Origin of the sequence: Salinisphaera sp. SWV1, assembly GCF_052044155.1 — a bacterium.
Classification (GTDB): domain Bacteria; phylum Pseudomonadota; class Gammaproteobacteria; order Nevskiales; family Salinisphaeraceae; genus Salinisphaera.
In genome coordinates, this window is the sequence record NZ_JBQDYE010000062.1 from 1 (window position 1) to 11819 (window position 11819).

The following is an 11819-nucleotide window of genomic DNA, read 5'->3' on the forward strand; positions in this document are numbered from 1 at the left end:
CCAACATCAGCGAACGCATCCCGCAGCTTGCGCTGCGGGAACCCTGCTCTGACGTCGCTGAGTCGGCCGACTTCTCAACAATCCACAACCCATTCCGCCTATGCGATGGTCGAGCGGGATAAGGACCTGCCCGCAAGCTGACTGCCTCCGGTCGATTCGAAGTCCGGTTGACATCGGCAAACGCATCCCGCGGCACTCGCCGCGGGAGCCCTGCTCAAGTTGCCGAGACAACCGACTTCTCATCCAGCCACAATCATTCAGCTTACGCGATGATCGAACGCGACAAGGATCTGCCCGCGAGCTGAGCGCCTGCGGTCGAGTCGAAGTCCGGTTGATATCGGCAAGCGCACGCGACCCCGGCCTGTGTCGGGGGCCAGGCGCTGCAGTCACCGGCGGGTCCATTTCACGAGCCCGCCAGCCGTTCACGGGACGGTACCGTTGCCCGCTCAGGTCGCGGTCGGCGGCGACGTCGGCTTACGCCCGGACTTGGCCGCTCCGGCATCCATCGCGGCGGAACGCTTGGCCGGGCGCTTGCGTGCGGCCCCGGGGGACCGTTTGCCCGGCTCGATCGACGGCGCCGCCGCGATCGGGTCCGCCGAGCCGGCCAATTGCGCGGTGATCTGCTGATAGCCACCGCTGGCGATCTCGGTCAGTTCCGAGCGGGTTCGGCCAAGAAGCTTCAGCGTGGCGCGATAGGCCGCGACCATCTGCTTGCGTCCGGCCGGCACATAGCGCCCGGGTCTTTGCGCGACCTTGCGCAGGCCGTCCCGCCGGGCGCGCCGAAACGCCGCCTGGGCGGAGGTATAGATATTCTTGGCCGCGCCGATTTCAGTATTGGCGACCGAGCGACTGTTGTGTGTGACGACGGCCATGGCCTCGCGCTGGGTATCGCGCCAGGCCCGGCGGACGCCGCGATAAGCCTGGCCGGCCCGTTCAACACGCTGATGCAAATTCGATGCGATGTCCTGGATGATCATGATCGGCCCTCCGGCGATCTGTGGGCGTACAGCCCGATTGAATCGTTCCACGCATGTTGCAGCGCAACATCAATGAATCTAGGGGCCGGTCCTGCCGCAGTCAATGGAGGGGGAGGCTTTACGCACACCTCGTTGCTGGATATATTTACAGCATGACAAAGCTCACACCCAAGCAGCAACGTGTGTTCGATTTCATTCGAGCCACCCTCAAGCGCACCGGCGCCCCGCCCACACGGGCGGAGATTGCCGACGCACTCGGCTTCGCGTCGGCCAACGCCGCGCAGGCACATTTGCAGACCCTGGCGCGCAAGGGTGTGATCGAACTCGGCTCACGCCGCAGCCGCGGAATTCGCCTGGTGGCGACCGCCAACGAGAACGCCGACGACGAGCCGGCCGAAAGCAGCGATACCCTCGCGGTCATCGGCCGGGTGGCTGCGGGGGCGCCCATGCTCGCCGTGGAAAACGTGGAGCGCCGCGTGAGTATCTCGCGCGGCCTGTTCTCGGCGCCGGCGGATTACCTGTTGACCGTGCGCGGCGACAGCATGATTGGCGTCGGGATTCTGGACGGCGATCTGCTCGGGGTGAAAACCGGCGGCGAGATCCGCAACGGCCAGATCGGCGTATTCCGGATCGACGACGAAGTCACGGTGAAGCGCTTCCAGCGCGACGGCAACCATGTCCGCCTGCAGGCAGAGAACCCGGCGTACGCCGATATCCAGATCGACCCCGAGCGCGATGGCTTCGCTCTCGAAGGGCTTGCCGTCGGCATCGTCCGCTCGGTCTAATCCCCGCCCCCGGACCGCTCGTCGCCGTCGACACATGGCGGCCGCAGCGGTAGGCCGGATCGCAACGCCGGCCGCCGGCAGGTCGACAGCCATGTGAACAGAGGCGACGCCTTCGCCGCCTCTGCGGCTGCGTCGCCGCGATCAGCTCCCCTTGTGCTTGAGCGGCACCATCACGGCCTCGGCACGCTCGTTCTTCTGGCGGCCCGAGGCCGTATCGTTCGACGCCACCGGATGGGTCGCGCCCATGCCCCGTGCGCCGATCCGATGCGGGTCGACACCCGCCTGCACCAGCAGCTGGGCAACATCGCGCGCACGGGCATCGGACAGGCCTTGATGGTAAGCCTGAACCTGCTGCTTATGGCTCGGGTGCTGTTGCTTCAGCTTCGGGTTGGAATTGACGAACGCCTGCAGCCGATCGGCGGGCGGCTCGCTGTTGTCAGTAAAGCCGAAGATCGCCACACCGAGTTTCGGATGTGCCTTGGCGAGCTTGGCAAGCCGGCCGATAACCGGATGCGACGCCTGGGTCAGGCGGGCGGTACCGCTCTGGAAATGCAGGCTGCCCAGCATGTCCGGAACCACGCGTTTGCCAACGATATCCTGGGTGCTGACGCTGGCGAGGCGGCCCGAAGACGCTGCCGCGCGCTGCTGCTGGTGTTGCTGCGCCTGCAACTGATGGAGTTGCTTCAACCCGATTTCGCGCTGCGCCGTGTATTGCGCGATCTGGGCCAGACGCTGCGCCCGGTGCGCTTCATTGGCCACCTTGGCCAGAGCATCATCGCTGCGCTTTTTCTTGTTCGCGATGGCCTGCCAATCGTTCTTGGCCTGCGTCAATGACGTTTGCGCCCGGGTCAGCGACTGGCTATCGAACTGTTTGACCTGCGGCTGGGCCTCGGCACGCTGGACCGCGCTTTCGGCATCGGACAGGGGCCCGAAGGTCGGCGTGCCGGCGTGGGGGCTGCGATGAATGGCGTCATGCCAGGCGGCATTCTGAGCCTTGACGCCGGTCAGTGAGGGCGACGGCGGCACCGGGCTGGATTCGAACACCGCACAACCGGCGAACAGCGGCAAAACCGCAGTCAGCCCACCCATTACGATCAGACGCTTCATCGCATTCCCCCCAGCATCCCGTGGCCCGGCATACCGCCCTGGCCGAGCGGCGTGCCCGGGCGCGCCGGCTGCTGGCGGCCCGTCGTGTCGCTGCCGCCGATTCGACCGGGGCCCGGCGCACCATTGCTGCCGTTGTTGTAGACGTTGTTTTCGCTGCTACTGCCGTTGCCGTTGTAGCCGTTGTTGTCGCTACTGCCGCCGTTGCCGTTGTTATTGTCGCTGCTGCTGTTGCCCTGCAACTGACTGATCTGGTTCTGGACCGCGCCGGCCTGGGTCTTGACCAGCGCCGCGCGCGCGTCGAGGCGCGCCTGCTGGACCAGTGTCTGGATACGATCGTGTTCGGCCGGCGTCAGCGAACGATCGTTCTCGGCCGCCTTGAACAGGATGTCGCGGGCGACCGTAATGCGTCGCCGTGCACTGTCCACAATGCGCGGCGCGAATTGATCGGCATGCACGGATACCGCCTTGTGCAACGCCTGCGTGGCCGGGTCCAGCACGCTCTGATCGGGCATATGGGGTTGTACGGCACGCTGGCTCGCACAGCCGGCGCCCGCGGCCGATGCCGCGATCGCAGCACCCGCAATCAGGTGGCGGAACCACCGATGATGACTGGCCGACATTCGGGATCTCCCTGTTCGGTTCGGCACGTGGCCTCGAGCCACGGACATTCGAGGGCGCGATTCTAGCAGCGCGGCGGCCAGATACTAAAAACGTGCCGGCATGCGCCGCGCTCAGGCAGCACTCAAACCCTGGCGCGCGGCGGCCAGCGCACTCGGCCGGCCGACATCGATCCAGCGCCCGCGATGATGCTCACCGCTGGCACGATCAGCGTCGATCGCGTCGCGAAGCACGGTCGATAGCGGAAAACGCGTCTCACTGCGTCCACCGAACCAGCGGGGCGCGAAGACGCCGACCCCGGCGTAGGTCAGTCGCGGCGCCGCATCGACCACGTGCTCGCCACGCAGGCCGAAATCGCCACGGGCATGGTGTACCGGATTATCCACCAGCACCAGGTGCGCCTCGGCGCCCGCGCGTTGCGCCGCCAACGCGCCGTAGTCGATGTCGCTGAATACATCCGAGCTGATCACGAGAAACGGTGCCGGTCCGAGCAGCGGCAGTGCATTGGCGATGCCGCCGCCGGTATCCAGCGCCCCGGGCTGCTCGAGGCTGTAGGTGATACGCAAGCCATAGCGGCGCCCGTCACCCAGCGCATGTCGGATCTGTGCGGCGCGATACGCGACATTAATGACCACCTCGCCGAACCCCGCCGCGGCGAGCGCGCGCAGATGATGGCCGATCAAGGGCTGGCCGCCGACGTCGATCAGCGGCTTGGGCACGCGATCGGTCAACGGTCGGAGCCGTTCGCCGCGGCCGGCGGCCAGAATCATGGCTTTCATCGCACTCTCGCTTCAATGAACGGGCCCAGCGGCGCCAGCTCGTCGAAGCCGGCGACCACGGGACGCAGATAATCGCGGAACCGGTCCAGGTCGTCAGCGTAGCGTGGCTTGCCATCACGCCGGGCAATGCGCACGAACAGGCCGAGGATCTTGAGATGGCGCTGAGCGCCGGTCAGGGCAATGTCTTCACGAAAGCGCGCCCAGTCCGCGGCCACCGGCAGGCCGCGCCCGATCGCGCCGTCCCAGTAGTGCCGGATCCAGCCGTCGACACGCGCGGCCGGCCAACTGACGAACGCATCGCGGAACAGGCTGGCGACGTCATAGGCGGCCGGGCCGTAGCGCGCATCCTGGAAATCGATCACGCCGGGCAGGGGCTGGCAGGCCATCAGGTTGCGCGGCATGTAGTCGCGATGGACATAGACCGGGGCTTGGGCCGCCAGTCGATCAAGGATGAAATCGAAGGCGCCGTCGATTGCCCGGTCGTCACGGGCGCTCAGCGCGTGGCCCAGTTCGCCGGCGATGTACCACTGCTTGAACAGCGCCATCTCGCGCGCGAATGTGGCCCGGTCGTAGTCGGGCAGCACACCGGGCCGGCTGGCCCCCTGCCAGTCGAGCAACGCGCCGACGGCGGCGCCGAACAGGGCATCGGCATTGTTGTCGTCGAGCACCGACAGATAGGTCTGATCGCCGAGGTCGCTCAGGCACATGAACCCGAGCGCCGCGTCATGATGAAGCACCTGCGGCGCGTTGAGTCCCGCCTCGTGCAGCAGGCGGGCCACGGCCACAAAGGCGGCCACGTTCTCGTATTCCGGTGGCGCATCCACGGCGATCCAGCTCCGGTCACCCCGTCGGGCGCGGAAATAACGCCGACGGCTGGCATCGGCCGATACGGCTTCCCATGCCAACGGGGCGCCGATGCGTGCGACGAGCCATGCCACGAGCTGATCGTAGCGTCGATCCACGGCCGAATTCATGCGCGCGCTGTCCCGGCCTGCGTTGCGGGGGCGCGCCGCGGTGCGCATAATCGCAGGCCGAAGGGGCATCGCTTGCGAATACAATGATTTCGGCCGGCCCGCCGGGCGCTCGATGGCGTCTCGGCACGTGCCGGTACTAATTGGTGTGACATCCCGCCGTGATTCATTTCAAATTGCATTGCGCGACACGCGCCGGGGTGCTGGGCTGGGCGCTGTCCGGCGCGTTGATCTATACCCCGGCGGCACTGGCGGCCGCCGGCTCGAATACGCGGAGCTGCCCGGTCGCCCCGCCCCCGCTGAGTCTACCGGCTAAGGGGAATGCATCCACACTCGTGGCCGATCAGGCCAGCATGGCCCATGACATCGCCACCGCCCAGGGCCATGTGTATCTTGAACGCAACGGGCAGACGCTGGAAGCCCCCTACATCCGCTACAACCGCAAGACGTCGGAAGCGACCGCGCATGGCGGCCTGAAGTATCTGCTCTCGGGGCTTTATCTGACCGCCGACAAGGGCAGAATCAACACCGACCGGCGTACCGGCGAATTCGAGGGGACGCATTATTCGGTGCTCGACTCGGGCGCACGCGGCACGGCCGCCCGGGTCAACTCGCTCGGCGATAACCGCTACCGGCTACACGACGCCGACTACAGTACCTGCCCCGGCCCGACCAAGGCCTGGCTGCTGTGGGCCCCACGTATTGACATCGATCGCCGGAGCGGGCGCGGGGTAGCCCATAACGCCATCATGAAGATTTACGGCGTGCCGGTGTTGTACACGCCGTACCTGAATTTCCCGATCAACAATCAACGCCATACGGGCTTCCTGGCGCCGACGTTCGGCAGCTCCAGCCGTACCGGCTTCGAGCTGGCCACGCCGTACTACATCAATCTGGCACCCAACTACGACGCGACGTTGACGCCACGCGTGATGAGCACGCGCGGCTTTCAGCTCGGCGCCCAGTTCCGCTATGTGACCCCGCACCAGACAGGCGAATTCGATGGTCAGGTGTTGCCCTACGACAGCACATACGGCGCGGAACGGGATCTCGAACACTTCGAGCATACCGGCCAGATCACCCCGCATATCGGCATCCAGGCCAAGTACAACCGGGTGTCCGATCGCTACTATTTCCGGGACCTGTCGAACACCCTCGAGGATACATCCAGGTATCAGCTCGATCGCAGCCTCGAGCTCACGGCGGTCCAGCCCGGGGTTAAATTCTCCTTGCTGGCACAGAGCTTTCAGACTCTGTACGACAATTTTCATGGCCTCGGTGGGCGCTTCGACCCTCGTCCGTACCGGCGCATGCCCGAGGCCACGCTCGATTTACTGACCCCCACGGCGCCGTTTCAGGCCGGTCTCCACGCCCAGTTCACCAACTTCCGCCGCGACCAAAGCATTGACGCCTACCGTATCGACCTGCGCCCACGCCTGATCTGGGGCGTGGATCATGGCGGCTGGTTCGCCAACAGCGAAGCGGCCTACCGGCTCACGCACTACGATCTAAGCAATCTGCAGTACGCGGCCAGCGACGGCTACGACCAGTCCATCCCAAATACCATCAACCGCGAAATTCCCAGTTTCAAGGCCGATGCCGGCCTGCGCTTTTCACGCACGCTTGACAACGGCTGGATCCAGACCCTCGATCCCCGTATGCAGTATCTGCTGGTCGGCTATCAGAACCAGTCGGATATCCCGATCTTCGATTCGGGCAGTGCCACGCTCAACTACGATCAGTTGTTCGCGGACAATCGCTACACCGGCATCGACCGCATCGGCGATGCCAACCAGATCACCATCGGGGTGAGTTCGCATCTGGTGTCGCCGAATACGGGGCGCACCGTGGCCCGCTTTGATCTCGGCCGGGTCACCAGTTTTCGCAAGCTGCGGGTAGGACTGCCCGACAGCGGGACCACCGGCTATAACAAGCACGGCTCCGATTATGTCGTCGGCGGCATGTTCTCGCCGTCGGACCTGTTCACCACGCGGGCCACCCTCAGCTACGACGCGCATGCGGCGAAAATCGATCGCGCCATCGCGACCGCCACGATCGGCCATAGCGGCAGCTATCAACTCGATCTCGGCTATCGCTACTATCGCAACTACCGTCCGTCACGCAACGTCACACGCCTGTCCTATGATCGTCACGGCAGCCGCGTTTACGCGACCACGCTCTTACCCGGGCAGTTCGAGAGCCTGTCGCAGGCGGCCATCGGCATTCGCGCACCGCTGGGCTCGGGGCTCGATGTGATCGGCCGATGGAACTATTCGTTGAAGCGTCATCAAAACATCGAGACCCTGGCAGGACTGGAATATCGCCCGTCCTGCTGTTACGCGGTACGGTTGGCGTGGCGCCGCTATGTGGACTACAACAGCCGCCAGAACAACACCATCATGTTTCAGTTCGTGCTGCGCGGCCTCGGCCGCTTCGGCAAGAGCGTGTCGTCGTTCGTACAGCACGACATGTTCAGCGCCACGCCGCAAACGCGCTAGACCGGCACCTTTGATACGATCCGTTCGCCATGAAATATCCCTCCCTACTACGCCCGGCCATCGGGTGGCTCATCTTCGTCCTCGCGCTACCGCTCGCCAGCGCCCAGCAACTGGGGGCAGGCGGCGGGCTCGACAGCTTCTCGCTCGGCGGGATGTCGAGCCAGAACCAGAAACCGCAGTCGCTGGACAAGATCGTCGCCGTGGTCAACAACGACGTCATCCTCGAGAGCGAGCTGGATGCCGCGGTCGCCCAGGTCAAGCAGCAGAACGCTGCCCAGATCGGCCAGATGCCGCGCAACGTGCTGCGCTCCCAGGTGCTTGATCAACTCATCATGCGCCAGCTGCAGATCCAGAAAGCCAATCAGGATGGCATCAAGGTCTCCAAGGCCGAGCTGCAACAGGGGCTGTCGCGAATCGCCCAGCGCAACAACATGAATCTGCAGCAGTTCACCCAGGCGGTCCAACAGAGCGGCATGAGCATGGCCGATCTGCGCCAGCACGTGCGTGAAGAGATCAAGATCTCCAAGGTTCGCCAGAAGGAGGTCATGGGCAAGGTGTCGGTATCCGATCAGGACGTCGACCGCTATCTGCAGAACCAGTCCCTGCGCTTTTCGCGCAACCACCAGTACCATCTGCGCCAGATCAAACTGGACGTGACCGGCGGTTCGGATTCCACCGCCGCGGGCGTGGTTCGCGACCGGCTGACCACCCTCCGCAAGCAGATCACATCGGGCAAGACGAGCTTCGCCGATGCCGCGCGTTCGGTCTCGCAGGGCCCGAATGCGGCCAACGGCGGCGATATGGGCTGGGTTTCGGGCGCCAGGTTGCCGGACAGTTTCGACAGCGCGCTGGCCGGCCTGAAACCCGGCCAGGTCAGCCCGGTATTCCGCGGACCGGACGGTCTGTATCTACTCAAGCTCGAAAACGAGCGTGGCGGCAAGAACAACGCGTCCGACACCCATCAGAAGAAGGTCATGGTGACTGAGGCGCATATCCGCCACATCATCCTGAAACCCAACGAGATCCGCAGCGATGCGCGGACCCGCAAGCTGGCCCAGCAGATCCGCCAGCGCCTGCTTGCCGGTGCCGACTTCGCCGCGCTCGCCCGCAAGTATTCCGACGACACCAGCACCGCTCGCCAGGGCGGCGATGTGGGCTGGATCCCGCTCAACCGCTTGTCTCCCGATACCCGACGACACATCGAGAAACTCCACAAGGGCGAGATCAGCCATATCTTCCAGACCCACGACGGCTACGAAATCATCAAGCTGATCGCCCGTCGCCAGCGCGACGAAACGCAGGAAGCCAAGCGCAACAAGGCGCGCGAGGCGCTCGGGCGCAAGCGCGCGCGCGAAAAGGGCCAGTTGTGGCTGCGCAAGCTGCGTGACGAGGCCTACGTCGATATCCGGATGCCGAACTACCAGCCCACCCCCGGCACCCCCGGCTCGTAACCGCCGGTGGCGCGCCTGTCTCGTGTTTTGCTGACGCCCGGCGAACCCGCCGGCGTCGGCCCCGATCTGGCGGTACGCATCGCCCAGCGCGGCCACGCCGCCGAAATCGTGGCGGTTGCCGACCCCGAGCTGCTGCGTCAGCGCGCCGATCAACTGGGCCTGGCGTTGCAAATCAAGCCGGTGGACTATACGGCGGCGCCATCGCCGCAACGGGCCGGCGAACTGACCGTGGACCCGCTTGATCTGGCGCGCCCGGCCGAGGCCGGGCGGCTCGATCCGGACAATGTGCCGTACGTGCTCGCCACACTCGACCGCGCGGTGGCGCTGTGTCGCGACGGCGCAGCCGACGCGCTGGTCACGGGCCCGGTGCACAAGGCGGTGATCAATCAGGCCGGCTTCGCCTTCACCGGGCATACCGGCTATCTTGCCGCGCGTTGCCACAGCGCGGCGCCGGTGATGATGCTGACTACCGACGACGGCAGCCTGCGCGTTGCCCTGGCCACGGTCCACATCCCGCTTTCGGCCGTGCCCGGTGCCATTAACGGCGCCGATCTCGCGCATACCCTGGACACGCTTCACACCGGGCTGGGCCAACGTTTCGGCATGGCCCGGCCGCGCATACGGGTCGCCGGGCTCAACCCGCATGCCGGCGAGAACGGCTATCTCGGCCGCGAGGAAATCGACATCATCGCGCCGGCGATCGAGGCGGCCCGCAGCCGCGGCATCGACGCCGTGGGCCCGCTCCCCGCGGATACACTGTTCACCCGGGACCAGTTGGCCCAGGCCGATGTCGTATTGACCATGTACCACGACCAGGGTCTGCCGGTGATCAAGCATCTCGGTTTCTCGCGCACCGTCAATGTGAGCCTGGGCCTGCCGATCGTGCGCACCTCGGTCGACCACGGCACGGCGCTGGAACTCGCCGGCACCGACCGCGTGGACACCGGCAGCCTCGAGGCGGCGCTGAAGATCGCAGCACACATGGTGGCGAGCGATCATGGCGCGTAAACGCTTCGGCCAGCATTTCCTGCATGAACGCGGGGTGATCGATCGCATTCTCGCCGCCATCAACGCCAATGCCGACGACTGCGTGGTCGAGATCGGCCCCGGCGAAGGCGCGCTGACCGAACCGTTGCTGGAGCGGCTGGATCAGCTGTCCGTGATCGAGATCGATCGCGACCTGATCGCCCGCTGGGCGGACCGCGCGGCCCGGCGCAAGGGGCTGGAAGTGATCGCCGGCGACGCGCTCGGCATCGACTACGGCGCGCTCGCCAAGCGCCGCGCGGGGCCGTTGCGGCTGGTCGGCAACCTGCCCTACAACATCTCGTCGCCCCTGCTGTTCGCCCTGCTGACAAGCGGCGCCGAGATCACCGACATGCACTTCATGCTGCAAAAGGAAGTCGTGGATCGCATGGTAGCGGTGCCGGGAAGCCACGATTACGGCCGTCTTTCGGTGGCCATCGCGGCACGCGCCGAGGCAAGCCTGCTGTTCGACGTCGGACCGGGCGCGTTTCGTCCGCCGCCCAGGGTGATGTCCTCGGTGGTTCGCCTGGTCCCGCGACCGCCGGACTTCGTCATCGACGATACGCGCATGTTCGATCGCATCGTGACCGCGGCATTCGGACAACGCCGCAAGACGCTGCGCAATGCCCTCAAGCGGTTTCTCGACGCCGAGGCCATCGCCGCCTGCGATGTCGAGCCCGGCGAGCGCGCGGAACGGTTGGCGGCGGCCGACTTCGCCCGCCTGGCCAACGCCGCCGCCCGGGCGACCGACGCCGGCTGAGACCGAGGTCGCCCCAGCGCGGCGGGCCGGGAGGTCATGAGCATGCATACCCTATAGCGGGGCCAGCTCCGAACGGCTCATCAGGCGCCCGAAAGCGCGCGGCGACAGCGGTTGATGTGCGCTGTCCATCGCGCCGTCGTCAGGCAGGACAAAGCGCGTCCCGTCGGCAACCGCGCCCGCCGACGATTCATCGTCTTCGCCGGACATCAGGCGATACCAGAGCTGGCCGTCACGCGTGCGCTGCTCGGCGACCGCCCAGCGCACGGGCAGCGTCGTCTCGCCCGCCGCGGGCAGGCGCTCGACACAGAACACCAGATCACCCGCGGCCGGCTCGTATCGCGATAACGCCTCGGCCCAGATCTGCCCGGCCCCCTCGAACCCGAGCAGTATCTCCGGAAGCAGAATCACCACCGGCACACGCGGCAGTTCGAGGGTGCGCCAGTTCGCCTGCAGGGTGATCAGCCGCCGCATCAACCACTGTACGCATGTCCGGCATGCCTCGGGTTCGTCCGGGCCCTCGGCCACCACCTCTCCGAGCGTGCGCGGCCGGGCATCGGCGTTGTCGGCGGGCACGAGGCGCACCGCCGCCCCGGCGAGCAGACCATCCATGGCGCCGCGCCAGACCGGTTGAAAACGAAGCAGGTACGGGCCGAATGCCGACGATGTGTGGGGCGCCGGCGGCGTACGCTCGGCCGACTCGGCGCCGGCCCGGGCCGCGGGCGCTACAACCTGCTCCGGCTCGTCAACGGCCGCGGGCGGCGACTCCGGCGCGGGCTTGTCGTCATTCCGGGACGGCGCCGGCGTCGGCCTGGGGGCCGGCGGCCGCGTCCGCCCCCGGGCACCGATCGGC

Annotated in this window: 10 protein-coding genes and 1 pseudogene; 5 read left to right on the forward strand and 6 right to left on the reverse strand. The window is 66.3% G+C overall.

The genetic code is table 11. From position 1 onward, the window contains the following. Positions 1-446 precede the first annotated feature (446 nt). Positions 447-977: a hypothetical protein gene (locus ACS8YF_RS18630; protein WP_440851611.1), complete on the reverse strand. Its 531-nt coding sequence runs from the start codon at positions 975-977 to the stop codon at positions 447-449. 152 nt (positions 978-1129) lie between these two features. Between ACS8YF_RS18630 and lexA the strand changes: the two genes are divergently transcribed. Continuing rightward, positions 1130-1762: a transcriptional repressor LexA gene (gene lexA, locus ACS8YF_RS18635; protein ID WP_440851620.1), complete on the forward strand. Its 633-nt coding sequence runs from the start codon at positions 1130-1132 to the stop codon at positions 1760-1762. A gap of 141 nt (positions 1763-1903) precedes the next feature. On the opposite strand, the gene ACS8YF_RS18640 is transcribed toward lexA, so the two are convergent. The 4 genes from ACS8YF_RS18640 to ACS8YF_RS18655 all read right to left on the reverse strand — a co-directional run bounded on the left by ACS8YF_RS18640 (position 1904) and on the right by ACS8YF_RS18655 (position 5240). Beyond that, complete coding sequence (locus ACS8YF_RS18640; protein ID WP_440851612.1) at positions 1904-2869, reverse strand: OmpA family protein; 966 nt, start codon at positions 2867-2869, stop codon at positions 1904-1906. Beyond that, positions 2866-3489: a hypothetical protein gene (locus ACS8YF_RS18645; protein ID WP_440851613.1), complete on the reverse strand. Its 624-nt coding sequence runs from the start codon at positions 3487-3489 to the stop codon at positions 2866-2868. Before ACS8YF_RS18645 ends, ACS8YF_RS18640 begins: the two co-directional genes overlap by 4 nt. Positions 3490-3600: 111 nt before the next feature. Beyond that, entirely contained in the window at positions 3601-4266 is a 666-nt protein-coding gene (gene murU / locus ACS8YF_RS18650; RefSeq protein WP_440851614.1) for an N-acetylmuramate alpha-1-phosphate uridylyltransferase MurU, read from the reverse strand. Then, a complete protein-coding gene (locus ACS8YF_RS18655; RefSeq protein ID WP_440851615.1) occupies positions 4263-5240 on the reverse strand; it encodes an aminoglycoside phosphotransferase family protein in 978 nt (325 codons plus the stop codon). The genes murU and ACS8YF_RS18655 overlap by 4 nt, the downstream gene beginning before the upstream one ends. Positions 5241-5398: 158 nt before the next feature. Here ACS8YF_RS18655 and ACS8YF_RS18660 point away from each other — a divergent pair, with 158 nt between their 5' ends. Genes ACS8YF_RS18660 through rsmA form a run of 4 tightly spaced genes read left to right on the forward strand, consistent with a single transcriptional unit; the run spans position 5399 to position 10969 of the window. Further along, positions 5399-7735, forward strand: coding sequence for an LPS-assembly protein LptD (locus ACS8YF_RS18660; RefSeq protein WP_440851616.1), 2337 nt, complete (start codon positions 5399-5401; stop codon positions 7733-7735). 29 nt (positions 7736-7764) lie between these two features. Then, complete coding sequence (locus ACS8YF_RS18665) at positions 7765-9186, forward strand: peptidylprolyl isomerase (RefSeq protein WP_440851617.1); 1422 nt, start codon at positions 7765-7767, stop codon at positions 9184-9186. Between the two features lie 6 nt (positions 9187-9192). Beyond that, a complete protein-coding gene (pdxA, locus tag ACS8YF_RS18670) occupies positions 9193-10194 on the forward strand; it encodes a 4-hydroxythreonine-4-phosphate dehydrogenase PdxA (protein ID WP_440851618.1) in 1002 nt (333 codons plus the stop codon). Next, a complete protein-coding gene (rsmA, locus tag ACS8YF_RS18675) occupies positions 10184-10969 on the forward strand; it encodes a 16S rRNA (adenine(1518)-N(6)/adenine(1519)-N(6))-dimethyltransferase RsmA (protein ID WP_440851619.1) in 786 nt (261 codons plus the stop codon). The genes pdxA and rsmA overlap by 11 nt, the downstream gene beginning before the upstream one ends. Positions 10970-11020: 51 nt before the next feature. On the opposite strand, the pseudogene ACS8YF_RS18680 reads toward rsmA, so the two are convergent. Continuing rightward, positions 11021-11819: pseudogene (locus ACS8YF_RS18680) on the reverse strand (hypothetical protein); the annotation flags it as partial.

Coding starts and splice junctions, on each gene's coding strand:
- murU (WP_440851614.1), bottom strand. CDS start 4,266: ATGAAAGCCATGATTCTGGCCGCCGGCCGCGGCGAACGGCTCCGACCG.
- ACS8YF_RS18655 (WP_440851615.1), bottom strand. CDS start 5,240: ATGAATTCGGCCGTGGATCGACGCTACGATCAGCTCGTGGCATGGCTC.
- ACS8YF_RS18665 (WP_440851617.1), top strand. CDS start 7,765: ATGAAATATCCCTCCCTACTACGCCCGGCCATCGGGTGGCTCATCTTC.
- ACS8YF_RS18630 (WP_440851611.1), bottom strand. CDS start 977: ATGATCATCCAGGACATCGCATCGAATTTGCATCAGCGTGTTGAACGG.
- ACS8YF_RS18640 (WP_440851612.1), bottom strand. CDS start 2,869: ATGAAGCGTCTGATCGTAATGGGTGGGCTGACTGCGGTTTTGCCGCTG.
- ACS8YF_RS18645 (WP_440851613.1), bottom strand. CDS start 3,489: ATGTCGGCCAGTCATCATCGGTGGTTCCGCCACCTGATTGCGGGTGCT.
- rsmA (WP_440851619.1), top strand. CDS start 10,184: ATGGCGCGTAAACGCTTCGGCCAGCATTTCCTGCATGAACGCGGGGTG.
- lexA (WP_440851620.1), top strand. CDS start 1,130: ATGACAAAGCTCACACCCAAGCAGCAACGTGTGTTCGATTTCATTCGA.